The sequence below is a fragment of the Maridesulfovibrio bastinii DSM 16055 genome, assembly GCF_000429985.1.
Lineage (GTDB): Bacteria > Desulfobacterota > Desulfovibrionia > Desulfovibrionales > Desulfovibrionaceae > Maridesulfovibrio > Maridesulfovibrio bastinii.
The window spans coordinates 75,622-102,153 of the sequence record NZ_AUCX01000020.1 but is presented as its reverse complement, the minus strand read 5'-3'; the positions used below and the strand labels follow the sequence as shown (position 1 = coordinate 102,153).

The following is a 26,532-nucleotide window of genomic DNA, read 5'->3' as shown; positions in this document are numbered from 1 at the left end:
ACTATGGAAAGCTTGATACGTCTGATACAGCCACATTTACGGCACTGGACACGAGGCACATCGACAATGATCCAAATCGGCTTGATACCAACAGGGACAGTGCGTAACCAACGCTCACTTCTTCCTTTATGGATCACATGGCGGTGCTTGCACCGTGAACACCTTACAAGCTTTGCTTTCGGCTTCACATAAATAAGCACGTTTCCGGAAACGAAATCCTGCCGGACATAGTCATAGCCGGACAGCCCCAAGGCGTGGTAGACGAAACTCGTGGACATGGCGATTCTTCCTTCTAGACGTTCATTGGCGTGAATATCGATTGGACGCCATGTCCTTTCATTTTGTCAAAAGTACGCTTGGGCCGGATTAACCAAAAAGTATAGCTTTCGCGTTCCCAGACGAGGCATTCTGGCACGCAGGGTCAATACAAGTTCCTTTACTTTTTGGAATTGTTTTCCCGTGTATCATTACGCTTTTCTGCTTGCTGTAGACAGCTCGGTGATATTTTTTTTCTTATTAACGTACCAAATCTCATATAAAAAATGTCAATTATTTCATTAATAAGTATCGTTTTTAGTTTCTCTTCCTGTAACTTTTTTTCAAGGCGTTTGATCTTTTATGCTGGAGTCTCTTTAGATTTTGGCTTTCTTTTCTGATGTACCATAGGCCTACCCCAGTCAAGATTTTCGTGCTTTCTTAACCAGATCAAAACGATACTACGCCATTGAATATCATACGTTTTTGGGCCTGTTTGTATGTTAGCTCGCCTTTTCAACTTGAGCTACAATCGCTAACTTGAAGCACATTGTGTAATCGCGCTGAGTACGCTTTACTTGTTGATTCTCATCCTTTTTTATAAAATAGATTCTTTGAACGTAAACCTATTGCAGGACGTGACAGTTATACCATAATAAAGGAAAAGCATCTGCTTAAATAGTCAATCCTGAAAAAGCCGTTTCAGCAGTTATCAAAAATTTGCAGCAAGTCGCTACCTTGAACTTCCAAATACGATGACGAGCGAAAAGAGAGCAAAAAACTCTCCCAACTGCCGTATCCATTTCTTGAAGTTGAACGCGGCACTTGCCATAAACAAATTTATGGCATCGCCAACTGCACCTTTGAGGTAGCACCGGGCCATTCTATGGTCGTGTTTGAGATGGCCTATGATTGGTTCGATGGTGGCTCGGCGACGAAAAGGTTGCCGTGACTTCTGCCGTTGATACTATAAGTCGCTTTTCTTGGGTCGACCTGGAATCAGTATTTGCACATCGCCAACTTGCTTCAAGCCTCTGTAGCCACGGTCACAGATGGCTACCGATGGACAGGTTCCAGTGATCGCCCCGCATTGGGTCAGCACTTGTGGCAATGTGTGTCCGTCGTAAATGTTTTTATCGAAACTCATCGCGCCGACAATGATGCCAGTGATTTTCGTCACGACGACTGAAGCCTTGCGCCTGAATTCGTATTGTTTATGCGCCTTGCCTTTGGAGATACACAGTACATTTGGTTCATGCAGGCTGTAGACCTTGTCCTTGTCGCTGCGCTTTTGGTTTCTGACGCGTTCAAACAGATCAAACTGCTTCTGATAACGCTTCAGAGTCTGGGCTTGCATTTTGCGCTGAAGCTCACAGATCAATGCGCTGGCCATAGTCCGCATCTTCTTTGCCTTTTTGACCATCTTCATCCGTTTCAAACTAAGCTTGGTAGTGTCCGCCTGAAACTGCGACGCAGTTTGACCTGCTCGCGGTCTGCAATCTTGCGGCAGGTCTTGATGATCTTCTCCAAAAGTTTCAGGTCAGTAGGAAAAGTTATATTCTTTTCCTGCACGGTGGTGTCCACCGTGACCTCGCGCTCCATGGCATCATCGACATGCAACTTCACTGAAATTTCAAAGAACAAACGAGTACCGTCTTCACCGATGCGTTTGCGAAAATAAACCAAATCTGTTGGGTCGCAGGGCAGGCTCCATTGAAATTCAGTCATGCCGCAAAATGCCTGATAATACGGGTCCTGCGCCCATACTTCTATAACCCGCTCGTCACTCAGGTTTTCCAGCTGCTTGAGCAACATCAAACCGACCATTAGCCTCGTGGTCTTGGCCGGACAACCATTGACGCTGTAAAGTCCTGCAAACTCCTCTTCAAAGCGACTCCACGAAATCTCCGACGCAAGCCGAAGAAGTGGATGATTCGGGTTGAGTTGATCCAGAAGGTCTGGATAGAGGAAAGTTCCCTGCGGTTGCTTCTTCGGTTTTGCCTTCATTTTTGCCCGCCTTATGCTGCATCAATTCGACCTGATTTTCGTAGAAAAAAACATTTACTGGTCGAAAATACTACATCACTTGGAAGTATTTGTTAATTCATTTCAGGCTGCTGTGCGTTTTTCAGGACTGACTAAATAATTCTTAAATGGTAGAGGCCTTAAGATTCTTGCACATGGAACAGAATAGAAGATTAACGTGCGGGAAAATATCAATGCCACGGATATCTCGAAGAAGAAATTAAGTCCTGTCAGCCCATCTGGCAGGCATTCGTTGTCTGGACATCGTCGATGATTTTTGATCTATTGCGTTTGCGTTTGCATTTGCACTTGAATATCAAGACAACCACCAAATTGGTGAATAATTTGGTGGTTGCCTTGATTAAAATATAAATAAAAACGAGTTGATACGCTAGACTTGATATTAAGTCAGGATGGTTGACCACTCAAATTAAAAAGGAATATGTTCAAAATGAGTATTCTTAATGATGTAAATAAAGCGTTAGAAAATGAAATCCAAGCGTTAAGACAGATGCAGAGTCGACTTGACGAAGAAGTTGTCGCCGCTGTAAGCCTCTTACTCTCCTGCCGAGGTCGAGTAATTTTTACTGGTATGGGCAAGGCAGGACACATAGCCAGGAAAATTGCTGCAACTTTCTCAAGCACTGGAACACCATCCATTTTTATGCATCCTGGTGAAGCCTATCATGGAGACCTTGGTGTCATTACCAGTAGTGATCTAGCTATAATCCTATCCAACAGCGGCGAAACAGACGAAGTCGTAAAGCTGATTCCATGCTTCCTCCAATTCGGAATTAAATGCATTGCACTTACTGGCAACACTCAATCCACCCTCGCAAAAAACAGTGATATTGTACTGGATACGGGAGTTGAACGTGAAGCTTGCCCTTTAAATTGCGCCCCGACTTCAAGCACAACAACGGCACTGGTTATGGGGGATGCTCTGGCATGCGCCTTGATTAAAGCAAAAGGATTTACAAAAGCGGATTTCGCACGCTTCCACCCTGGCGGCAGCCTCGGCTTTCGCCTGCTTACCAAAGTTAAAGACGTTATGCCTCCTTTCGAAGAAACGCCTGTTGTCAATTCAGGACAAACTGTCCGTGAAGCGATTTTTCAAATGTCGAGCAAAGGACTCGGTGTTGTGCTCATTATTAAAAACAACAAACTCCTTGGAATTTTCACAGATGGAGACCTGCGCCGCATACTTGAAAAGGGAAATTGCACTAAATTGGATTCCCCAATAAACGAAGTTATGACAGCTGCCCCGCGGACCATAGGTCCGAATCTATTGGCAGCTCAGGCATTTTCCATCATGGAAAAATTTCGCATCACAATTTTGCCCGTAGTGAATGATAAGGGGAATGTCCTTGGTTGCCTACAACTCCACAGACTGCTCAATAAAGGCTTCGCTTAACCACCCTTTTTACAACACTCATAGAAAGACTTGGATCACTTGGATTTATAATGAGTACTCTTTTTGAAAAATTCACTAATCGTGATGAATTGACCATTATTGCAGATCCCTGTGCCATTGAAAACAAAAAGCATATCCTTTTCATGGCTACGGAACTAAAAAATAGCATAACAGGTAGGTTTTAACCTTGTTTTTAAAAGTTCTTTTGACACAGCTAACCGCAGCTCAATTAAATCATTACGCGCCTCGACATTGAAAAGGACTGACTATTTTAAATCGTGTATCAAAAGATGTGAATATGCCTGTCATTTCCGACATCCACACCACGGATCAGGTTCCTTCTGAAAATGTTTTTTTGTTGGGGAATTATATTGTAAAAAAAGACAATATGAAACGTTAGATTCTTATGAGCCTCTATTGATTAAAAGGTTTGACGTTCCAGGCCGTGCAACGCCAGTCCGTGGCAGCAGCATCTTTTTCAAAAATACAGACTCCGCCAGTAGCGACCTTGAGTTTATTATTTTGGGCAAATTGGGGAAAATCGCCCGTCAAGTGCGGAGCGAAGCGGATAATGCCGTTGGAGGTCACAACCAATCCTGTATGATCCTTGTCTGGATGTGAGTAAATCTTATCAGCGAAGGTGCGCCATGCGTAGATGATCTTTTCAGGTTCTACCTTCCAGCCTTCAGGGACCTCTGTACGTTCATTCCAGGCATCGAGGACCTGTTTACCTACTTCTGTAGATCCTGTGCCGAGACGCAGGAGCACCTCAGCTTCAGGCTTGTTTTCATCTGGACCATAGTCAATTTCAATAAAATCACTCAGCGGTTCAATTATCAAATCCGATTGCAGTTCGTCCAAGGCCAGCTGAGCTGTTTGCATGGTCCTTTTGAGTGGGGCTGCGTATACGCTGTCGGGCATCAGGTTATGTTCCCTGATGTAACGACCTATTGCCTGTCCCCGCAATGTCTCAACAAGCGGAAGGTCGGTTCTGGCTCCAACTCTGGTAGGAGTTTCTCCAGAGAGAAAGGTGTTTCCATGTCGCGCAATGATCAGTCTTTTCATGGGATATTTTTTCTTATCGATTGGCTTAAAAGGCGTTGAGCATTAACAGCCTACAATGGCAGTTCTCCGATTTTTTTTATGATGGTTTCAACCCGCTCGATGTCTTCAGGAGAATCTACGCCAGACATCGGGGCAAAGCCCCTATAGTCCACCTGCACCATTTTTACTTTAATATTGTTATGTAGAAAACGCATCTGCTCAAGTCCTTCAAAGTCTTCATAGGGGGAGCGAGAGAGTGAAAAGTATTCTTCTAATGCCGGATAAGTGTAGGCATAAAGGCCTATATGTCTTTTTACCGGTGACAGAGACTGATTGGTACGTACTTTTTCTTCTTTCCGTATAGCGGGCAGTATGCATTTACTGAAGCATAAGGCGTGCTCATCTTTGTCGACCATTACACTGGTTCCCGAGAAGGGAGTGACTTCTTTAGCTTTGCGCAATGCATCGAGCTCTTCCCATGATAACTGAACATATGGTGTAACGACCTGCGATCTGGGGTCATTTTTCCAAGAATCAATAAGCTCTTCAATGAACCATGGTGGGCATAGAGGATTGTCCCCCTGAAGATTAATTACTAATTCTGGTCGGGTTGGTAAGTTTTTGGCTACATTATAGGCTCGCTCTGTGCCGGAATTGCATTGTTCTGATGCCATTACAACCGGAATGGAATTGCTTTGGCAAAAATCGCTTATCCGTGAGTCATCAGTCGCAACTACATATGTACTGTCTTTACGTTTGCTTACAACACTCTGAGCAATTAGCGCAACGCGGAGGATCATTTCTTTGCCTGCAATACGTTCAAGAGGTTTTCCAGGAAGCCGTGTGGAAGCATATCTGGCTGGTATAACAATTAGTACTTTCGCTGATTGCATTTAGATACCCTCATAAATTGTTTATAGTTCTCGCAGGATAACGATCATTCATTATTGATAATTTGTTTCGATCAATATCGTTGACCTCCTCTGAACGGTCAACCTGCCTAAGACAGTACCGATCCTAGCGTATCATCTCATTTTTATTGACATTTTATCAAGACAACAACCAAAATAATTTCAACCAGTGGAGGAGAGCTGAGTATCCAAACGCTACTGCAACAGATCAAAAATCATCGACAACGAATAACAGCCTGACTGGGCCAGGACTTAACCTTTCAGTTGCTATTTCCGTGAGATTGATTTTTTCCACACATTTATCGTCTATTCGGTTCCACATACAAGTATACTGATGGATGCCATTTTAAACAGGAGTTTTGCTTCCTCTTTGACGAAACAAACCACCATCTACCGCATTTCTATGCTCCAACCATTGTAACAGACATAAAAGGTATGGTTTCTTCGCATACAGTAAAAAGGTTCTACCGACCTTTTTCTCCTCATCTGATCTACCTTTTCCGACTACTCATTTACAACTTTTCTTCTGGAGACTTATGATAATCAGTCCCGAAGTGGTAAAGCTAATCATTGACACCATGGTCATGAACAATGATCAAACCTCAAAACGCGGCCCGGTACAATTGCCTATTTCAATCTCGGTAGGGACGATCGCCCAGCAACTGAGAGATGCTGGGCTTGATTTCAAGCTTGAAACCATAGTTTCCAGTGAAAATTGTTTCTCAAGCAAGCAGAACCGTGCTTAGGATTACAGCTTTCGCCATGGAATCCTTACAACTTATGTTTTAAAGAGCTGTGAGAACGGTATTTCTCTGCTTCAAAATTCGTCTAGACCTACCCCAGAAGGATAATCTTTTAGCTACGGGAAAGGTACGTTTTTGAATGGTAAGAGGCTTCATTTTTTATGATCTGACTTTTTTTTGTCATGCCTTTCATGATTTCTGGGCCAAATTTTATGTTCCCGATCCGCAAGGTACAGTCTCTACCAAGAAAGGCTTCTAAAGAATGCTTTTAACTATATAGGTGTTAATATGCTTTATCCAGATAAAGAGTTATTACGTTCTGTAATGCTTGAATAACTATTTTAGCTGAATTTTACTATTGGCTGATTAAGGATTACTTTCACTTGTAAGCTGAATAGAATCAAATTTTAAGTTGCCAATATATTTTAATTTGAGAAGTTTTGCAGAAGTCATGGCTGTCAGGACAACAGCGAGAACCTGTTTGTCTGCTGTTCCTTCATAAGTAAAAATGTAGTCATGAGAGTTATACAAGTTTTTGCCTTGAATGCTGATCACTCCATCACTTGCAACAAAAACATTATTGCACTGAAAGCCTAGCCATGTTTCAGCAGAGGCTATGCTGCTAAATAGTAGGATAGAAGCGAGTGTACATAGAACAAGAGTTGTTAACCTTTTCATAATCCCTCCAGTTGAAATAATTTTAGGTTTACATATCTATTTATTATCAAAGATATAATTTCATACATGCCTGAAAGTTAGGAGTCAAGGGGTTTTAAATCTAAAATAAGTATGTCCAAGCTGTAACAGATTAAGGTGCTGTTTTTTGTGTATCTTGCTTAAATAAATAGATAAAATTTTTTAGTCTGCTTTGAGGCATTATCTGGTAATTTTCGTACATCTGGGCGGGTATATTATCTGATAGTCAATATATTGTGAAATTCGTTCACGTTTAGCAGTATCTTCGTGGAGTGACGGCCAGTGTTTGAAAAAATATCCCAGCCCATAAAGTACGGCAAAAAGAATGGAGAAGCCATATTTGAAGTTCCCCCTGATAAGATTGGCGCTTGCGGCAATACAAGCCATTGGAACACCCCTGAGAAAGCCGAGTAAAATTTGGGGTAATGGAAAATTTTTCACCATGACTTTATAGCTATTGCGTTCACAGAAGTATCCTATTCTCCATTTTTTCGATAATTTTGTGCTGGCAGAAACCTCGTGATATACTCTGGCACTCGGTATGCAAAATAATTCAAATCCGTGTTTGCGCATGCGCAAACTGAGGTCAACATCTTCAAAATACATTCCGAAATTTTCGTCAAACATTCCAACTGTGGAGATTACATTGGTACGGACAAACATGGCTCCACCGGTTACTCCCGGCATTGGAAAGGGATTCTCTCCAGCATCTTCAGCTGGCATGCCGCACATAGCGTCCCAAGCTTTGCCGCTTCCGGCAATACGACAGCCTGTCGAAGCGATAATGTCATGGTCATCCATAAAGCAGAGTAGCGGTTGGCAGGCTGCTGTTTGTGGGGAGGATTCCATGAAGCTTACAAGCTGTGTAATGCAGGAAGGGACGATTTTAGTGTCGTTGTTTAGGATGAAAATATAGTCAGCAGCGTTTTTGATAGCATATTCAATTCCGCGGTTGTTTCCTGCTGCAAAATAAAGGTTCTCTCCATTTTCCAAAACTTCCACATCGGGAAACTCATCACGTACCGCCTGTACTGAACCATCTGAAGATCCATTGTCTATGAATAAGATGTGCAGATTGTTGTAATGACTGGCGATAAGGGACTTAAGGCAAATACTGTTCAGGTGCAGGCCATTATAGTTTAACACTATGGCATAGACGATGGAATCCTCGAATGGTCGGACTGTGGAATTCATAAGTTTTCGGATTCTTTATCTTTTTTAGCCCTGCAAAAAGTGTGGCATAGAGCAGAAGTTATAAAAGCGGAGAGCAATCCACGACAGTTCTTTCTAAAGACTCTACCTTCAGGTGAAAGGCGTAGGCGCAGTAGGAAAGATGCTGGTGCCAAAGCCCCGCTCCTCACCTGTGGCAGGTAGTTGGCCATGCCATCAGGATCAGGGTACCTGTTGAGGATGTGCCAGTAACCGCTGACAACAAGTTCCTTACCTTTTAGCTTCAATAAATGGGATATGCTTAGTTCTTCATTGTTTTTACGTGGAAAGACCAGCTCTAACAGAGCTTTAGGGATGCCTGGATCTATACGTTTCGTTTTCTCTCCTTCAAGAATTGCTTTTACCTTGGGTAGACCATTATTACAGGCGTAAAGTTCATTGATAGAGTTAATGGGCTCCGTATGCCCAACACCGGTGATTTCTTCGTCCACGGTTATGCGAGAGTTGTAAATCCGTTCGCAACGTGCGACTGAAGCACAGAAAAATTGGTAGCTGAAGGCTTTGCTTTTTGGAATGAGATAGTTGAAGAGCAGTAATGTCCCGACCTTCTCCGCATGCAATTGCCACGATTCGTAGTTAATTTTTTTGGACAGGACATCACTGAATGTCAGCGGAGAATTTTTAAATACGTACGGAGCTTTTCCGAAAGGGATGACAGGACAGCCCATAAGCATAGCCTCAAATCCAAGCGAGCTGTTAACAACCACAACTGCTTCAGATTTGCCGATCAGGCAAAGATAGTCCTCGCGGTTATCGATACCATCTATCCAGAAGGCTCCCTTTTGATTTTCTACATATGTACGGCACATTTCATGCCGCACCACATTGTAGTCCCGGAAAAGAGCCCCAGGATGAGGTTTAACAAGGCAGCGGTAGCCGACCTTAACAAGTTGCGGAATCACTTGTTGTAGGAAATCCAACATATTTCCGACATCAGAGTGCTCAAGAATATTTGCGTCATCGTCAAGTTGGAGCGGGATGAGAATATTTCGGCCTACTCCGTCCATTATGTCTTCGGCATGTTTGGTGGTCAGTGGGCGGTAAAGGGCATCGAATTCCTGTCCGTGGCTTACATCGGCTATTGCACAACGCTGTAGAACGGAAAGAGGCAGAGGTTCCACACTGTCCAGATCTGTAAGAGGTGTAAAGCTTTCGCCGTTAACACCTAGAGGATCCATGCAGATAGATTCTATGAATGGCGTCCGGGTTACGCCCTGCTCCATGGCAATGGGTACTATCCCATGTTCCTTGGCAAAAGCTTGAACCGCGCCGTTGGTACCCCAGTAGACGATGTACTGAAAGTCGAAGGTAGAATATTTTATATGTTCAAGGATTGCCCTGTAGCGGTTTGAGATATCACCTTCTCCACGCATAAGTTGGCGCCAGATATCGATGGCATCATCATTCCATTTTTTATTCAATTTTCTAACATAATTTTCATCCTCGGGACTAAGGCTAAGCAGGCAGTCGCAACCGGGAAATTCTTTGAGCAAACCTTTCTGGGCATCTTTTGATGCCAGAATTTTGATTTCGGCATTTTGTGCTCCACCAATAAAAAACTGATCTTCAATCATTTTTATAAGCGTTCGCCCGATCCAGTTAAAGGAATCCATTCGTTCTCGAATGGGGTGCGGTTCAAGATAGAAGAGTATGTTCATTGTATAGTTTTGTTAGTTGATTTTTCCGAAATGAAGCGGTTTGTTTTTAAACTCGACGAATTTCAAATTCACGCAGAAGAAATTTGCCTGAGCAGGATCCAGGGTCAAGTCGCAATTGTTCGCGAATTTTATGGATGTCCAAGTCCAGATATATAGTGTTTGTACCTTCTATTATAGGAGCTTGTAATTTTTTTCCCCTACTGTAGGAAAGATCATCAGCGGTTTTATAAAACAGTTCCAGCATTGTCTGTCTTTCGCTGTCGATGACAATCTTTAGAACATAGCGATAATTAAAGAAAGTGGACCAAAGGGTAGCTGCTAGAAGCTGAGGGTCACCACCAGTGCTTTTTAATTCAAGTCCTTCGTGAGTTTGAATTATTTCAAGGTCATTGTGAGCATACATTTTCTTGAGGTCTAAAGAGAATACCGTTTTCGTCGCATTGTCAAAACGGTTTCTCAGCATGAAATATTGAGTAGAATGCAGGGATGAAATTTTTTCCAACAATTCGATGTTCTGTTGCTGGGCGAGATCAAGCAACTTTTGCTGGGTATCCAGCAAATCATTCTTGGGTTGGGAAGATTGATAGGTATTGACCATGCTCTTCACAGAATTAATGCTGTTGATACTCTTGCTAACCTTTGCGTCTAGGATTTTGATTTTGGCTTCAATTGCCTGCGACAACTTTTCATTGCTGGTGTCAGTTTTTTGCTTTTTAACACTTTCAGCCAGTGTTTGTAATGCTACCTCCATGGGTGCCTGCGAACGTTTGACGCGACCTGTTTCTACAGCTTGTTTTTCTACCGCATCGACAAGAGCCTGAATTGTTGCCCCCATTGATGCCTGGAAATTGTTTATGGTTTCGGTTTCTGCCATTTGCTTTTCTATGGCTTCAGCAAAATTTTGAATTATTTCTTCAACATATTCCTGAGACTTATTTATGGTTTCAGTCTCGGAGCTTTGTTTGTGGACAGCATCGACAAGAGTCTGGATCGTTGTTTCTGTTGTAGCTTGTACCTGACCTATGGCATCTATCTTTTCGGTTTGCTTTTCGACTGCAATTGCAAACTCCCTGATGTTTTTATCAAGTGTACCTACAGCATTTCCCTGTTTTTCGATGTTGCTTCTAAAGATGTTCAAAGCACTAGTAATCTTGCCTGTAGCTCTTCCTTGTGATTCTGACGCACCGAGGAGTTCTTGAACAGAAAAATTAATATTGCCGAGAACTTTTGCTTGGGCATTGATTTCCTGAAGTTTTTTTTGGCTATGCTCACTGATTGCCACCTTATTCGAATCCAGACGCTTTATCTGTTCTCTTTGATTTTGCTGCACCTTATTAAGGAGTTGTTCTAGGGCGTTGAATATCGAGGAGGCTTGTTCTTTCTGGTTGTGTTGTGCCTTGGCAAGCTGTTGTTCCAGAGTCTTGACAGTACCAGCGGTTTGTTTTTCCTGGTTAAGTTGCAGCTCGGTAAGTTGTTGCTCTAAAGCTTGGAAAGCAGCGGTTGTCTGCTTCATGTTGGCTTGATGGAGACTTGTCTGTTCTTTATTCTCAAAACTCTGCTTATGGAGAGTTTTTATTACATTTTCCATGAGAGTTCGTAGACGGTTGACCTGCTCAAGTGTGAGGTTTTCAGACACGAGTCGTTTTTGGAGCACATTCCAAGCATGTTTAGGATTCAGGGAATTTTCTGGTATTTGAAGTTGCACAGGCGTGATTGTGACTTTATTCCATTTCAATGAATAACCAAACGCATTTGCTATAGGCAGTGTAATAATGCGGATGAGATCAAATTCTTCTTGGGTAAGTTCATCTTGATAGGAATACAGGCTCCTAGTATGTATTTTGGAAGAAAGCTGGATACCGCCATGACCAATAATACCTTCTTTATAGTTCTTGTGAGCATGAAGCATTTCTTCAGCAAAATTAATGTTGAGATGTTTGCATATCCTGCGGAGGTTTATCTCAGGATTACATACGAAATCTTCATAGTAAAAGACCTGTTTTTCAGTGTTATAGAGCCCCTGCATCCTGCGAGCCCATGTACTTGCTATCGCAGCAATCATGTTCTTTCGATCAATGTTGTCAGAAATGGGCAGCGATAGTGATTCATCAATCATACCTGCCCATCGACGGACGTTACTTATGACTTTATGTATATCACCATCCTTTGCCTGTCTAAGAATGCTTGAAACGACCGAAGCTGGATTGCGGACCAGAATAAATCCGTTAAAGCTATGAATATGTTCCCAGATTTGTTTAAGCAGGACAACTGGTTTTTTTATGCCGAATTGTGCGCATTCTTTGTCGGAAAGTGAAGAAACGTTGTTATTTCTTACATAGTCGAAAAGCTGTAGGCTTCTTTCTGTTTCCTGTGCTTTGATATTATAGGGTACTACAATTTCGGGGTGAGCATTTAGATGTCTGAGTAATACTGTTTCCCCGCTACGGGAGAAGCTTGCCATAAAGAAAACACGTGCGTTCATGATTTAGTCCTGTTTAGGGTCTGGATTTAGGTATTTTTGTAGCTGCTTCAAACCATTAGCTGATATTAGTTCGTTCCTTTTTTACCTGCTAAGGACATTCCAGTTTAACTGTTGTTTGAGGTCCCGAAAAAGCTGGGATTTCAATATCTCTAATGGTTTTGCCATATGTTCCCGTTTAATTTGTTTTTGGCAAATGAGATGGTACAAAAATCCTGTAGCATTCTCTTGATTTATTTGTACCTCTTCAAGTGCAGGAGGAGCTTCGGGGATGGCGTCATGAAAAACTCCTGTTCCAGTGCCGAGCCCCACTCCATAAGAAATTACAGGAAATCCAAGTAGGGCACTTTCTAATAGCGTTGTGGAGTTTAGACCGATAACTATTCCACAACGTGACAGTTGTTCAAACATTGGAATTCTAGGATTAACTAGTTCAACGTTATCATAATTATCCAGATTAGGCTTTTGATATTTCGGATGTGGCCGAACTATGAAGCGATGCCGAGGATATGTTTTACACAGAAAGCTTACGAAAGAGTCCATGCATTTAAAAGGGGAGTCCAGCAAGATGTTCAGGTCGTGTTCATCCTGTAGTGGCACGAAAATTGGTTTCGACAAATTCGGTTCAGCAATATCGCATGTATCCACATCGAAGAGCTTATTTAATCCTGCCTGGGTGATGTATTTTTTCCTAGCTGCGAGAAGTTGTGATGCTCCATTTTTTTCAGGAATGGCCCAAGTTGTATTCTTGGTACTGCATTTCCCATTACATCCCGTGAGATCGAAGTACATGGTGTCCTTTTGAGGAAACCAGCCCTGTTCAGAGAAGACCATCTTGGCTCCATGGGCTTGAGACAGCGTGGCTGTTGTTTCGTCGCCTATTGAAGAACCATTCCACGTAAAGACAAAGTCTGGGGCAAATCGGTCAAGTACATAGTCAAAGTGCTCGTGGTCAACGCAGTTCCAGGTTAACTGAGGAAGTGCGTTTTCGGTCATAGCTTCCGGGTGAATATAGAAGTAAACCTGATGCCCTAAAGCCATGAAGCTTTTACCTAGTGAAGTGTATAGATCTGTAACCATTTTCCAGCGGTTGATGCGCTGTTCCGGCAATATCCCCACTCCGGAGGTGAAAAGGATGCGCACGTTATTTTCTCCGTTTGATAACTTTGGCTGGTGAGCCTGCCACAATGCTGTATGGTGGAACATCTTTATTTACAAATGAATTAGCCCCGATAATTGAATGGGCTCCAATGGTCACTCCACAGGCGATAGTTACATGTGCGCCAACCCAGACATCGTCCTCAATGACCACGGAGTCCCTGGTTAGAGGGAGCTTTGCGACAGGAGTGGCTGGATCATTGTATGTGTGATTAGTTGAAACTATGCATGTGTAAGGACCGATGATTACATCGTTTCCAATAATGATATCCCCTGAGCCTTGCAGCCAGTTGCAGATACCGATAACGCTGTTGTCACCGATAGTGATAGTTCCATTGTAACGACCAATGACTTCGAGGACAGCGTGATGGCGGACTTCGCAGTTGTCACCGATGAAGATTTTACCTTCCCCCGTGACATCAAGGCTTGCTGTTTTGCTTATTTTGGATTTGCCAACTTTGATCATAGCTTTCCCTTCCTTAGCGTTAAGCGCCGTCAGTTGAGGGCGGATTTTTTTAGGGATTTCCCAGTCGTTAAACGGTGTACGAGAAAAAAGATGAGCGGCATTTCCTGACACGAGAGCATCAATGGAAACTTGTCTGTTGAAAACAAGTTCATAGATGAACGCATCAATGCTTGCCTGATCAGCCTTAAAGTTATCAAGAAATGGAGACAAAGGATCTGCCTCATGGATCACACCGTTGCCTGAATAAACTCCTCCTCCAAAAGCAAGGACTTTCTTACCAAGCACTACACTTTCCAGCAACACAGTGCTGTTAATACCGATGACGTATTCTGCCCGAGCGATGTAATCATAAATATTGCCATCCCCGCACAGGTGGAAGTCCGGGCGGGACGTTGTAAGTGGGTAGGTATAAAGTGCCTTTGGATGAATTTTTAAAATTACTTCATATCCTTCAGGTATCCATTTCTCAAGAAAATTAATAAATTCCCGCATGCTTGAGAATGGCGAAAACTGTCTGATATTTGTATCAGTATCAACCTGCAGTGGAACTACTATCCGTTTAGGAATAAAATCGAATTTGCCGATCATCCTTTCTAAGTAACGTTCGCGCCAGGCATCTAGTCGAGTTTGTTTTGCTGTACACAGTGCTAAGGGACGAAGGTTTACAAGTGAGCTGTTCCTGTTTACTCCGTTCGTGTCAAAGTAGACAGCATCACGTTGGGTAAACCACGCTACTTCCATGAAGAGTGTTTTGGTGAGCAATTTCTTATCTTCCAGAACATTTTTGTAAACATTTTGATAATGGAAATTGCCGTTGAACATGATTACTGAGTCAGGTTTAATTTTGTCTATTACTTTAGTAAATTCTCTGGTCCGAGATTCATCCTGCTTTAGAATCATTTCCTGCGAAGCTTGAGCTGAATCGTGAGGCTGGCTGTCTAATTCGAAAATATGATCGTCAGGTAGAACGTCTCGATATAGAAAAGAATTCTTGCTGTTCCAAAAATTGATAGACTCTCCGATTAAGATGCAGACTTTCTGTTCGTAGATAATGAATACTTCATGGTCTGCCGCTTGAAGAGTTTTAGCCAGTCCACAGAAAATAGGGGCACGATGGTAGTTGGCTAACGGATTTATTATCAGTATGCGTTTTACATCCATTGTTGAATCTCCTTTACCCAAAAATTTTCTACATGGGTGATGTCGCCTTTCTTTTTTGCCGTCACCTGGCAATTAAAGGCTGTTTTTCGGATAATATCCGTGTTTTTAAGGAGATACCTTATTGTCTGTAGCCACATGGCTGGGTCATTTGCAACCAGAAATCCATTAACACCGTTAGTAACAAAATTGTCATAAGGCTGTATGTCCGAATAGATACCTACTGCGCCAAGCGATGCGGCATCATGGAATTTAATGATGGATTTACCTTGATTATAGGGTGAGTCGAGCATCGGAGCCAGAACGATGTGGGCGGGGTTATCCTGAGCATGCTTGACATAGTCCTTCCAACTGAGAGGGGGGTTATGTCGGACATAATGTTTGTTACGGATTTCTATCAGAGCATTCGAACCGGCAAAGTATTCGAATTCTATATTATTATATTTGCTACCAATGAATTCGATAGTGTTTAGCAGGAAAGATATGTCGTCTTTATGAACATCCGTACCGTGGTAGGCTATCCGAACCGTGGAGTAGTCATCATGATGGGCCATGGAGTGCGGCCAGCGCAGGCACGGCGGGTCAAGATAGAGTGTTTTAGCGGAGTGGTATCTACGCTCAAGAGATTGAGCTGTGACGACGAATCTGTCACATAGGTGAAGCATGGCCTGGAAGTCGGAAAGAGTTACTTCCGCTATTTTGCGTCGGTAGCCGTGAGGAATTGACCGTGAGTCAATTGCTGTCATTACATCATCGTCCATAATATAGTATATGATGCAGCTGTCTCTTTTGTCAGAAAGTTCTCTGAGCCAGTCTACATTAATATAGCGTGAGACAATAATTATATCTCCGGAATAGATATGCTGTAAACCGGGGGCCTCCGTTTGTGTGTTGATTATTATGTATTCCAGCTTAAAATGCTCACTTAATTCATTTAGGACGCATCCTATGTAAAGTTCATCGGTTGGAGCTGGGGCTGGTCTGATAAGTACTATTCTTTTTGGGGTGATGTGTTTATGTACATGCACATATGGAAGGATAACGGCATCAGTAGACAATTGTTCGTTTACGAACATATCAGGAACATTGCGTATGTTTTTTCGGTAGTATTCTACAAATTCTCGTTGCTCTGTTCCTGTGGGAACGAATTGCTCTCTGGAGGGAATCATCGTGCTTATTTGGGCAAGAGGAGTATGTAAAACCTCATCACTGCCTTTGGGGCTGAATACAAAATGCCAGAGACCGTTATCCGGGACCATTCTATAGGGCTTAACTCGTGTTTCTGTCCCGTCAGTAAATACGCAGTCAACGTATTTATTGTTTAAAATAGCCAACTCAAACAATTGGTATTGTCTATCAAGCATGGACCAGAGTAATTTTGTCAATATGCGACCTTCATGATCAAGACATTCGAGATATGCAGGCAAGGTATTTGATTTTAGGGAAAATTCGACCATATTCGCATCATCTACAGTCAATGCGGAAACGGGTTTTCCGTTGACAAAAAAGACGCTTGGTGAGGAGCCATCCTGCGGCCACTCGATTTTCATGGTTTTATTGAAAAAGACCCCAGCTCCTTTCAGGGCGAGAGATTGGAGATTTATGTTCTGGGTATGCGTACCTAGTGTTGCGCAGTAAAGAGATATATTTTTGTCATCTTCTCTGATCCACAAATGAGCTAGGCAATCTGTTGCTTTGCTTGTCCAAAACAGATACGTTTTGGTGTCGTCAATAGAGCCGCTTGCAAGGCACTCGCCCCGTTCCCATACTTCTACTATTTGTTTGCCGGACCTTTCAGCAGATAAAGTAATTTCTGCATGATTTTCGAGCCCTTCTGTTTCATGATGCACATGAACGGTTGTGAGAGAAAACTGCGGTTCTGGCTTGAACTTATCTTTCCAGACAGTGAATTCCTTTAAGGTCTTCTGGAAACCATCTTTACATTCCATGACAATAGAGCACTCTAGGCGGCATGGTAGTTGGGTTACATCAACTTCTTGATTGAAAGCAATTATGGAAAAGTCATTTAACTGTTCAATTATATCAGCGCGTATTGTATTCGTCCGCAGGTATACTTTTTTACCAGCTATGAATAGCAATAGTTTGGTGACAGTACGTCCACCTGGTTGAATCCAGCCTTTGAATCGTACTAAACCATCATGGTGCATTACTCCTGCGGTCGGGATTTCCAGTTTCCAATTCAGTGGTGTGTAGGTGGACTTTTGAACAGTCTTTTCAATTGGATTGGTTGATGGTTTGGGAGTATCTTTTTCCTGATTGAAAGGTGTGATAATTTTAGAATCCTGTAGACCTACTTCGAGAGAAGAGGTATTGCAAAATTCTTGAGCAGGCAACACTGTTAATTTGCCAGGTAAGCGAATGCCGGAACCATCGCTAAGTATATTGTAACTCTCGTAGGATATAGCGCTGTTCTCTATGAAAAATAACTCGCAGGAAGCAGGTGTAAATATTTTCTGAGGTGCGCTGAACCGAATGATTTCATCGAGAATTTGCGTGTTGAACCGTTGGCAGGTTGCACGGGTTTCCAGAGTTGCAGTAGGGTATAGTTGTATTTGCATCGCGCAGTTGGCACTGATGTATTTATGCACGGCTAACACATTTGAATTTCTTGTGCTATTGGGAGATCTTGCGTAAAGATAACAGATAGGTATATTTGATTTTAGTAAAAGAGAAAAAAAATGCTGCAGGAGAGTTGCCTCCGCAGTGCTCTCGATTTGACTGATAAGAACTAACGTCATGTAATTTTTTCCGTCTTATGATCGCTGGTTGTAAAGTACGGTAATGCGATTGAGAAGTATATCCGTACCAACGACTGATCCCGCATTTACTCGACAATATTGGCGAAGGCTAGTGCGCTCTTCAGGGCTAAACATCGCAAGTCTTTTTAGAGCCTGAAGCCATTCCATTTCGTTTCGGGCATACACAAGTCCCGAGTGGCTGAACCGGTCTAAATCTGTCATTGGTGATGCCACCGTTGGGACACCAAACGCACCACTTTCAAAAAATTTGAGACCGGATTTGCAGTTATTGAAAAGCGTTGGCTCCAACGCTGATATGTTGATATCTGTCGATTTAATAAGGGCAGGAAGGTCCCAGTAATCCCTGTAGTTCACGCGTACTATCTGGGCTGGCGGGAAGCGTTCAGTCTCATAGTCAAGAGGGCCTGCCACCATAAGCATTGCTCGTTTTTCCTCTTTGATAAATCGTGAAAGAGCTTCTGATACGAGCGCAAAATCGTGATCATGGCTTTTTGTCCCGCTAAGATAGGATATCCAAATCCTCTCTCTGAATCGATGTGAGGGAAAAATATCTCCAATCTCAAGCCAACGTTTTGAAAGCCCGTTGGGGACGACTTTCACTGAAGCAGTGGGGTTGTGCTTTGCTACCTGCTCAGCAAGAGGAGTGCTGGAAGTCTGCACCACGTCAAACAAATTTAAGGCCGAGGCATTTTCTTTAAATATTTTGTGGCAGGCATCTTTGGGAAGAATTTCGTTTTTGTATATGGAGGATAATTCTGCATTTTCCTCACCAAAAATAAGGTCATCATAATCAGCTAGACGAACTTTATTTTGTGAGTCTATAATTTCTAGTGCTGTAACTATCGTTTCTGAATATTGGGGCCGATGAAAGACGAAGGCATCATATTGATCAATATGCTTATTCGTCAAAAGGTTGATGGCGATAACATCCGCACAAATTCCCTTAGCTGCGAGATTCTCGGCATGGTTATAACAGCGATAGCGTACCGAAGGATCCAGAATAGGTCGTTCGACTCTTGTCGTGGTTGTGATGAATAGTATTTTCATGGTTGTTGGAAAAGTCACGCCAAGATGCCGTTATAGTATTATACTTAGGGGTGAAGATAGTCTACGATTGTTTTATCGATAATTGCCTTTTAATTGTTAAGTGGTCTTATCTTTTTTTGAATCGTCAGATCAAATTCGAGACGCCTTCCTGCAAATAGAGCATTGTGCGCATCTCTTTAATTTTCACCGTCTTTAAAAAAAAGTTGCCTTAAAGTACGTACTCTAAGCTATTATTTTTTATAAAACAACTTTATCTTCTTCCCTCAGAATGTCAAGTATGCATGTTGAATTAAGTATCTTGTGTCGGCAGTTATGAGCTATGACTCGAACATTTATTCCGAGTTTGTGGTGTATACGAGTTACTGACTTTATGTAAAGAGCACTTGTTCCAACTAATTCAAAATCTGCATTGTATTGTTTAGACCTGAAAGTTTCGGGTCAAATCGCATATGAAAATTAAACATGGAGATGGTAATACCATCGTAGTATTTTACTAAGCCTGCGTTTGGTTTGTATATGCTAGTGAGCGGCGCAGTATTGTTATTTTCTTGCTCCGTTTTCCCCGAGGATACCAATAGTTTTAACCCAATAAATATCAAAGGATATTCCTTTCAAAATATCATGTTTTTTTAATTTGAAAAAATCGTTACGTACACAGAATGTGCAATAGACGTTGTGAAGGCTGATAAGAGGAGTTTTCATTGTTGGCAGGTACTGAGTTAGACATGGTCAGATTTGCAAAGTGTCCTCGGATAAATTCTTAATAGGATAATGATAAAAATCTTTTTCAGCTCAGATAAGTCCTGTCTGTTCAGGTGTTGTAGATGGAAATATTATGGAACTCTCGGACTCTCCCTACCATAGGATTTAGGAATGCCATGAGCTGGAGCTCAAGGAAAACAAATTTAGAAATACCGAAAAATATACCTGAAGTATAAAACATCAGAAAAGACCCTTCGATATGAGGAAGCGAAGATCTGGTGCAAAGTGAACTATCATTGAGCAGGTGACGGCATAGGCGGCAATAAGGCTAAACTGGATGAGCATTAAAGCTAGCAAGCAGAACCATGTTATAACAAAGACGTTTAAGTATAGTCCGAGAAAAATAAGGACGAGCTTTGTTACGTAAAGCTGTTTGAAACTATCCTTTAAAAAAATGACCAAGGAAAAGAATATAGTAAGCGTCCAAGCACCTACATCTTCTATTAATTCCAGAACATGACATTCTCCTTTCCTACTCAAGGAGGAACGGCTTAAAAAGAAACAGTTTTTCTGGAAAAAGCATATCGCAGCATAGGAATGCAGCAGTGTTTCTCAAGCTGAATACTGACGACAAAAGGGGCTTACCATTAAAACTTTCGGCAACCACAAACGTAGAATGGGTTCAGTCAGCAAGCCTCAGAAGATTATAGCCGTTCCTGAAACCTAGTACAGAGTACACCTTAAAGTTTCGGATATAAACTCTTCAGCTTGATGCGTGCACCCTTTGTCTTGAACTGCCAGTCTACTTTGGGCTGGCGGTTATTTCTGTCAGTACTCCATGCCGCTACCTGAGCACGCATTTTCTCGATACAATCGATTCGGCCAGCAAGGCATTGGCGTTTCAAAACACTGAGTTCTATCTCTGCAATATTTAACCAGCTTCCGTGTTTGGGAGTATGATGTATTTCAAGGCGTTGAGATAGTTTGTGGGCTTCCTCTGCTGAAAAGGTCGCGTATAAAGAAGCCGTATTGTGCGTGTTGAGGTTATCCATGACCAAGACAATTTTCTCGGCATCAGGGTAGTTTTTTTCCAGTAAGCTTTTAATAAAATATGCCCACTCTGTTCTTGTTCGACGCCCTGTGATTTGGACTTTCCGTTTGCCACCAAGCGGTTCCACCGCCATAAAAATGCTCGCGACACCTTTGCGTACATATTCATCGTCCACCAACTCACAATGCCCCGGAGCTGCTGGAATAGGCGTGCGTACCTCGCCAATTAACTGAATGCTTGATTCATCCATGCAGACAACCGGACGATCTGCATCATATGGACGTGCATATACTTCAAAAACATCTTCCATGGACGCTACAAAACTTGCGTTTTGATTTGGCGGGATTTTCCAATACTTGCTCAGATGAGGCTTAAGTTCATTTTTTTAAAGTATTACATACGGTCATAGGTGAGACTGTAGGAACGATTTCCAATTCAATCATTTTTTCAGCCAGCAGTTTTACCGTCCAACGTTTTCGCCCCTCTGGGGCGGGCTAACATGCCAATGCCAGCAGTTTTGCCTCAAATTCTCCACCAAACTGAATTTCCCGAGGTGGTTTGACTCGCTTCTTGCGTTCAATGGCGGCAGCAAAACCTTCTTCGACAAACCGTTTTATTAAATGCTCAAGACTTCGAGTGGTAACGCCTAACGCTTCAGCTACCTTGACTACAAGTCATTTCGGGCCGTGCTCGCCAGCATCAAGAAGCAATAATGCTCGTGCATAAAGCACCGTTCGTGCAGCCCTTTCCCCTTTCGATGAGATTGCCTCAAGTTCTTTCCGTTCCTCTTCTATCAAAGTCACTCGATAACGCGGTGCCATCACTCCTCCTTTGTTGAGGAGAGATTAACATACAAAATACTAAATACGAAAGTTGAAATTTTATATTGTACTAGATCCCCGCAATAGACAAATCGCGGGGCTTTAAGCCTATCAGACTTCATCTTCCCAGAGGAATTCAGATCGAAATCGAACCTGATTTTTGTCAGCAAACATTAAATCGGCTGCTTGAGGTAATGGTTTAATGCTTCCGGACGACTCCAAAACACAAGTCTTCATTGTCCTCGGTGCAACCGATTTGCGCAAAGCTGTCAATGGGCTTTCGATCATGGTGGACGATCATCAAAATTTTGTATTGGGATAACAAGTTTTTTTGCCTTTGGCAGAAACGCCTTGAGAAAAACCATTTCTTCTGACCCGAATTATAACAGGAAGAGCTTGAATTCAGTTCTCAGAAATTGCTCTAGTTGCTGGAAGGGCTTGATCCTGTCCAGACACGAGGCCATCCCGCACTGAGTTATTCTACTATTCTTTGATGTTATGAAATAATTGTGTTTGCGGAGAAATAACGTACTCTTTCCCAATTGGACAAATCACTTCTTCCCAACGATCCCGAAAAGTTGGAAGAGTTGATTCTGCAGCAGAATCGACTGCTAGCAGATCTGGAATCTCAGCTTGCCGCGCAGAATATTGATATTGCGGATAAAAACACTGTCATTGAAGAATTTCCAGAGCAGGTAGAATTGCTCTAGGCCATCACATTTTTCAAAAAATCGGAAATGAAAAATAAGCCCGCTAAAGACGAATATCAGTATTTTTTTGATGAAGCGGAGTTTGTTTGCAGGCAACCCGATCCCGAACTGGAACTTGAAACAGTACAGGTTCCGGCCTATTTCCGTTCTAAAAAGAGCCGCAAGCCTATTTCCTAAGCGATCCCTCGTGGGGGAAATCATCCATGACACACCCGATGAGGAAAAAATCTACGCTTGCGGTTGCAAACTGAGCCGTATCGGTGAAGTTGTCAGCGAAAAACTTGACTATGTGCCCACCAAAATCCGGGTTCTGTGGCACATTCGGCCCAATTTTGCCTGCAAAAAGAGAAAAAGAACCGAGGATGACGGGCAGGACTTCACAATAGCTTCGATGCCGCCTCAGCTGATTCGACAGGGTATCGTCACTCCGAGGCTGCTGGCGCATATCCTGACCACAAGTTTTGCGACTGTTTGCCTTTCTACTGTCAAAACAGGATGTTCTAGTGTTTGGGAATTGATATTTCGCGCTCAACCATTTCGAATTGGGCCGTGCTGGCGGCAGAACGATGTAAGCCTATCATGGAATTGCTGCACGAGCATCTGCGTTCTGGAAAAATCGCTGCCGAAATAGTCGGTGATTTCATGGGAATTCTGCAGACCGACGGCTACGCCGGATACAATGCTCTGGGTGAATCTACGGGGATTACTCACGCCGGTTGTCTGGTTCACGTGCGCCGAAAATTTATGGAAGAGCTCAAGGCCTGCTCTAAAAAAAGGTACGTATCGACCGTGGTTGACCTAATCGCGAAGCTTTACCGGCTGGAGAGTCGAGCTCGCAAGGAGAGGCTTTCTCCGGATGAAATTTTGAACATGCGGACGGAAAAGGCGCTCCCGATTCTTGAAAAAATTTATTAAACCGTTGTCAGTGCCAAGGACTCGGTTCCCTCAAAAAGTCTTTTGGGCAAAACAATTTCCTATACTTTGAGGCAATGGAGCGAATCCTGGTTTACCTTGAAAATGCGGCTTTAACTCCCGATAACAATCTCGCCGAAAACGCCATCCGTCCGTTTGCGGTGGGCCGGAAAAACTGGCTGCTCAGCGGCTCCCCGTGCGGAGCCCAGGCCAGAGCAACCCTTTATAGCCTGATCGAAACCGCCAAAGCCAACAAGCTCAATCCCGCAGACTACCTTTTTCAACTCTTCGAAGAACTTCCTCATGCGTAAAGCTGTGCTGATTTTAAACCCCTCATGTCGTGAGAAGTGAATGGTCACTCTCAACCCCAATAGACACGACATCTACTTTTTATACTTCAGGATGGTTGGACTTTGCAGGCTTAGTCTTTTGGACGCTTAAAGTTAATTAATTATACCATAAAACTCAAGCGCATTGATAATATTTTACACAAAATCATAATATTAACATGAGAAAATAATGCAGGTATAAAACTTACGACAATTTGGTATTTTACTTGGCAAAAGAAACCCACGGACTCCCGATAGTATCACTTATTTCTATCGCTATAGATTTTTTGGCCTTCAATAACGCAAGAGCTTTTTTCTGAACAATTATTCTGGTGTTTAGTAAACGGACATCAACTTTTACCTGACCTTTCAGATCAAGTTTGGAGTTGTTTATATTTTTAGGATTGATGGTAACAGAGCCTTTTAATGCCCCTGAGGCCTGCTGGCCTGCAAGCTCAAGCGAATTAACATTCAGTTTCATATTTTCTAAGTCTGCACTGGCCTTCAGTGAATCCATTTTAACTTCAGGTACAATAAACAAAGGCGGCACGCCTTTAAAAGCAGGGCTCTGTATATCTATTTCCACAGTTCCACGATAGGAAGCAGGATCGGCAGTGGTGCCCTTAACATCAGCAGTTATCGAACCAAGACCTTTCAAGCCAAGATCAAGTTTATCAATGTATGGAATTGCAGCTAAAGAAATATTCTGACAGGCAATATCAGCGTAAAAATTTTTAAGATCAAAAAAACTGCCTGAAGAGACAACGCCTTTAACAACAGCACCATATATACCTGCTGAGAAATCAATCCCCAGCCTGCTTTTGAACAAGCTGAACAAATTTAAACTCATATCAAGTGAATTAAATTGAACAAGTCTCTTTCCAGATCTTTTTTCTTTGATCTCGACTCCTTTAAGCTCGACTCTTGGGGGAAAAACAGAAGGATTAATACGCTCTATTTCAAAATTATACTGATTTTGCTTTTGCAGTTCAGCCCGTATTAAAGGCTCGATACTCGAGCTCAGATAATTGCAGGCAAAAAACATGGAGAAGACTAGAAGACCGTACAAAAAATAATAAATTTTGCGGCGGCTTTTCCTGACGGATGATTTGCGGCGCTTTGAACTAAATATTGTCGGCAGGGGTATTGAAATTTTTTCTCTCAGCTGAGATAAATTCAGATTCATTTTTTATCCATGTACAGTCTTATGGCTGATATAAAAACATGCAGCCTTACAATCTTACAGATTTGTAACCCTTTTCACTTCAGCCAAAGTAGTCTTACCCTCAAGCACCTTGCGGAATCCATCCATTTTCAGAGATTTCATTCCATCAGCCAAAGCCTGTTTCCTGATCTGGTTGGAGTCTGCGGACCTTACCACCAGACCTTTTATTTCATCGGAAACATTCATAACTTCATAAATGGCGTTTCGTCCCTGATAGCCGGTATTCATGCATTCATCACACCCTCCGGCTTTGAAAATATTTTTACCGTCCAATTTCTTAGCCATTGCTCCAAAGTCTGTAACCGCAGCCTTATCCGGAACAAAAGGAACTTTGCAATGAGGACAAAGCACACGCACAAGCCTCTGGGCGATTACAGCTCTGAGCACTGATGAAAGTAGAAAAGGCTCAACGCCCATATCTATAAGTCTCGCTACAGCACTCGGGGCATCGTTGGTATGCAGAGTTGAAAAAACCAGATGTCCTGTAAGGGCTGACTGAATGGCGATATCAGCAGTTTCCTTATCACGAATCTCACCAATAAGAATTACATCGGGGTCCTGACGAACAATAGACCTAAGCCCGTCAGCAAAATTCAGGTTAATTTTTTTATTGACCTGCATCTGGCCGATTCCTTCAATCTGATACTCCACAGGGTCTTCAATTGTAAGGATATTTTTATCCGGTGAATTAATGTAATTTAAAATAGCATACAGTGAGGTTGTTTTACCGCTACCAGTCGGGCCTGTAACAAGTATAATACCATGTGAAACTGTTACCAGCTCTTTGATGCACTCAATATTGCTGCTGCCGAGCCCGAGTTCTTTAATACTCAAAACCTTGGAGTTTTTCTCAAGAAGACGCAGAACGATTCTCTCGCCGTATGATGTCGGCAGACAGGAAACACGCAAATCGACCTGTCTCCCACCCAGACTCAATGAAATACGTCCATCCTGAGGCAGTCTTTTCTCGGCAATATTCATCCGGCCCATGATTTTAATTCTGGAAACCATGGCCGCATGAAGTCTGCGCGGCAGGGAATGCTTATCATAAAGCACGCCATCGAGCCTGAAACGGACTCTGAGAGAATCCTTGAACGGCTCTATATGAACATCACTGGCATTGGCTCTTACGGCCTGAGCCATAATCATATTTACAAGCTTGATAAGTGGGGCATCGCTGCTGTCGTCAAGCAGGTCTTCTATTGTTTCGGCAGTGATATCATTACCGAATTCATCCTCAGCTTCATCAAGAACACCCGATACTTCCATATCAGCCGAGCCGAAAACATTGTTGATTACACGGGTTATATCTTTTGAAGGAGCAAGAACAACATGTGGAGCCCCTTTAAGCACAAATGAAAATTCTTCTACTGCTTCAATCATTCTGGCCCGCCCGATAGCCAGAATAAGTCTGCCGTCATCCAGCAGCGGAACACATTGAGCCTGACGCAAAAACTGGATTGAAAAACGCTGTACGAGTTCGGGATTAATAAATTCATCAGGGATGGAATCAAGCAGTTCTATATCAAAAAGCTTTGATTCAAGCTTAAGTAGTTCACCTTCAGTAATCTTTTTCTTTTTAAGTAAAAAATCAGATAATTGAATACCGTCTTCTTCCGCCTGATCACACAGGGGCTGCAACTCTTCCATAACGAAAAAGCCTTCGGATATAAGCTGCGACTGTAATAATTGGGTATACATATCAGTTTCTTCTCAAA

22 protein-coding genes and 3 pseudogenes are annotated in these 26,532 nt (G+C 42.6%); 9 read left to right on the top strand and 16 right to left on the bottom strand.

The genetic code is table 11. The annotated features are described in order from the left end of the window. From G496_RS20915 to G496_RS21635, 3 genes and pseudogenes are all read right to left on the bottom strand, one after another. On the bottom strand, nucleotides 1–278 hold a 278-nt coding region (locus tag G496_RS20915; protein ID WP_169725751.1), incomplete at its 3' end, for a transposase family protein. A 341-nt stretch (nucleotides 279–619) separates the two neighbouring features. Continuing rightward, a pseudogene (locus G496_RS21640) lies at nucleotides 620–806 on the bottom strand (IS3 family transposase); the annotation flags it as partial. Nucleotides 807–1,042: 236 nt separating this feature from the next. Next, nucleotides 1,043–2,262, bottom strand: a pseudogene (locus tag G496_RS21635) (IS5 family transposase); the annotation flags it as partial. A gap of 469 nt (nucleotides 2,263–2,731) precedes the next feature. Between G496_RS21635 and G496_RS0111375 the strand changes: the two are divergent. Together G496_RS0111375 and G496_RS21580 are read left to right on the top strand one after the other, a co-directional pair. Continuing rightward, nucleotides 2,732–3,694: a KpsF/GutQ family sugar-phosphate isomerase gene (locus G496_RS0111375; protein ID WP_027179400.1), complete on the top strand. Its 963-nt coding sequence runs from the start codon at nucleotides 2,732–2,734 to the stop codon at nucleotides 3,692–3,694. A gap of 50 nt (nucleotides 3,695–3,744) precedes the next feature. Beyond that, nucleotides 3,745–3,879, top strand: a complete 135-nt coding sequence (locus G496_RS21580; protein WP_281171276.1) for a hypothetical protein — start codon at nucleotides 3,745–3,747, stop codon at nucleotides 3,877–3,879. Between the two features lie 229 nt (nucleotides 3,880–4,108). Here the strand turns inward: G496_RS21580 and G496_RS0111360 are convergent, their stop codons facing one another. Next, a complete protein-coding gene (locus G496_RS0111360) occupies nucleotides 4,109–4,759 on the bottom strand; it encodes a histidine phosphatase family protein (RefSeq protein ID WP_027179399.1) in 651 nt (216 codons plus the stop codon). A 50-nt stretch (nucleotides 4,760–4,809) separates the two neighbouring features. Beyond that, on the bottom strand, nucleotides 4,810–5,631 hold the full coding sequence (locus tag G496_RS0111355) for a 3-deoxy-manno-octulosonate cytidylyltransferase (RefSeq protein WP_027179398.1): 822 nt from the start codon (nucleotides 5,629–5,631) through the stop codon (nucleotides 4,810–4,812). A gap of 554 nt (nucleotides 5,632–6,185) precedes the next feature. On the opposite strand from G496_RS0111355, the gene G496_RS0111350 reads away from it, so the two are divergent. Further along, nucleotides 6,186–6,395, top strand: coding sequence for a hypothetical protein (locus G496_RS0111350; protein ID WP_027179397.1), 210 nt, complete (start codon nucleotides 6,186–6,188; stop codon nucleotides 6,393–6,395). Nucleotides 6,396–6,758: 363 nt separating this feature from the next. On the opposite strand, the gene G496_RS0111340 is transcribed toward G496_RS0111350, so the two are convergent. The 9 genes and pseudogenes from G496_RS0111340 to G496_RS21130 all read right to left on the bottom strand — a co-directional run bounded on the left by G496_RS0111340 (nucleotide 6,759) and on the right by G496_RS21130 (nucleotide 21,638). Next, entirely contained in the window at nucleotides 6,759–7,070 is a 312-nt protein-coding gene (locus G496_RS0111340) for a hypothetical protein (protein ID WP_027179396.1), read from the bottom strand. A gap of 198 nt (nucleotides 7,071–7,268) precedes the next feature. Next, nucleotides 7,269–8,282, bottom strand: coding sequence for a glycosyltransferase family 2 protein (locus G496_RS0111335; protein ID WP_051294993.1), 1,014 nt, complete (start codon nucleotides 8,280–8,282; stop codon nucleotides 7,269–7,271). Beyond that, a complete protein-coding gene (locus tag G496_RS0111330) occupies nucleotides 8,279–9,931 on the bottom strand; it encodes a capsular polysaccharide export protein, LipB/KpsS family (RefSeq protein ID WP_169725749.1) in 1,653 nt (550 codons plus the stop codon). The genes G496_RS0111335 and G496_RS0111330 overlap by 4 nt, the downstream gene beginning before the upstream one ends. A gap of 91 nt (nucleotides 9,932–10,022) precedes the next feature. Then, the gene (locus G496_RS0111325) at nucleotides 10,023–12,458 is read right to left on the bottom strand and encodes a hypothetical protein (protein ID WP_027179393.1); all 2,436 of its coding nucleotides are present in this window, start codon (nucleotides 12,456–12,458) and stop codon (nucleotides 10,023–10,025) included. Nucleotides 12,459–12,539: 81 nt separating this feature from the next. After that, nucleotides 12,540–13,565 carry a DUF354 domain-containing protein gene (locus G496_RS0111320; RefSeq protein WP_211233843.1) on the bottom strand — a complete coding sequence of 342 codons (1,026 nt, stop codon included), beginning with the start codon at nucleotides 13,563–13,565 and terminating at the stop codon, nucleotides 12,540–12,542. Nucleotides 13,566–13,599: 34 nt separating this feature from the next. Beyond that, nucleotides 13,600–15,240: a capsular polysaccharide export protein, LipB/KpsS family gene (locus G496_RS20590; RefSeq protein WP_051294992.1), complete on the bottom strand. Its 1,641-nt coding sequence runs from the start codon at nucleotides 15,238–15,240 to the stop codon at nucleotides 13,600–13,602. After that, entirely contained in the window at nucleotides 15,231–17,996 is a 2,766-nt protein-coding gene (locus G496_RS0111310; RefSeq protein WP_027179391.1) for a glycosyltransferase family protein, read from the bottom strand. Before G496_RS0111310 ends, G496_RS20590 begins: the two co-directional genes overlap by 10 nt. 15 nt (nucleotides 17,997–18,011) lie before the next feature. Further along, the gene (locus G496_RS0111305; protein WP_027179390.1) at nucleotides 18,012–19,064 is read right to left on the bottom strand and encodes a glycosyltransferase family protein; all 1,053 of its coding nucleotides are present in this window, start codon (nucleotides 19,062–19,064) and stop codon (nucleotides 18,012–18,014) included. A 1,442-nt stretch (nucleotides 19,065–20,506) separates the two neighbouring features. After that, nucleotides 20,507–21,638 (bottom strand): annotated as a pseudogene (locus G496_RS21130) (IS630 family transposase). A 272-nt stretch (nucleotides 21,639–21,910) separates the two neighbouring features. Here G496_RS21130 and tnpB point away from each other — a divergent pair. From tnpB to G496_RS21570, 6 genes are all read left to right on the top strand, one after another. Continuing rightward, entirely contained in the window at nucleotides 21,911–22,012 is a 102-nt protein-coding gene (tnpB, locus tag G496_RS21630; protein WP_084407551.1) for an IS66 family insertion sequence element accessory protein TnpB, read from the top strand. Between the two features lie 168 nt (nucleotides 22,013–22,180). Then, entirely contained in the window at nucleotides 22,181–22,348 is a 168-nt protein-coding gene (locus tag G496_RS21460; RefSeq protein WP_245577905.1) for a hypothetical protein, read from the top strand. Nucleotides 22,349–22,375: 27 nt separating this feature from the next. Continuing rightward, a complete protein-coding gene (locus tag G496_RS21455; RefSeq protein WP_245577909.1) occupies nucleotides 22,376–22,525 on the top strand; it encodes a hypothetical protein in 150 nt (49 codons plus the stop codon). 10 nt (nucleotides 22,526–22,535) lie between these two features. After that, entirely contained in the window at nucleotides 22,536–22,979 is a 444-nt protein-coding gene (locus tag G496_RS21450) for an IS66 family transposase zinc-finger binding domain-containing protein (RefSeq protein WP_245577908.1), read from the top strand. Next, nucleotides 22,862–23,263, top strand: a complete 402-nt coding sequence (locus G496_RS21575; protein ID WP_281171277.1) for an IS66 family transposase — start codon at nucleotides 22,862–22,864, stop codon at nucleotides 23,261–23,263. The genes G496_RS21450 and G496_RS21575 overlap by 118 nt, the downstream gene beginning before the upstream one ends. Before the next feature lie 74 nt (nucleotides 23,264–23,337). After that, nucleotides 23,338–23,571 carry an IS66 family transposase gene (locus G496_RS21570; RefSeq protein WP_027179384.1) on the top strand — a complete coding sequence of 78 codons (234 nt, stop codon included), beginning with the start codon at nucleotides 23,338–23,340 and terminating at the stop codon, nucleotides 23,569–23,571. Nucleotides 23,572–23,812: 241 nt separating this feature from the next. Here the strand turns inward: G496_RS21570 and gspN are convergent, their stop codons facing one another. Both gspN and gspE read right to left on the bottom strand, forming a co-directional pair. Next, nucleotides 23,813–24,775 (bottom strand): type II secretion system protein GspN, encoded by a 963-nt coding sequence (gene gspN, locus G496_RS0111255; protein ID WP_027179383.1) that lies wholly within the window; start codon nucleotides 24,773–24,775, stop codon nucleotides 23,813–23,815. A gap of 54 nt (nucleotides 24,776–24,829) precedes the next feature. After that, nucleotides 24,830–26,515, bottom strand: a complete 1,686-nt coding sequence (gspE, locus tag G496_RS0111250; RefSeq protein WP_034633070.1) for a type II secretion system ATPase GspE — start codon at nucleotides 26,513–26,515, stop codon at nucleotides 24,830–24,832. Between the last annotated feature and the right edge of the window lie 17 nt (nucleotides 26,516–26,532).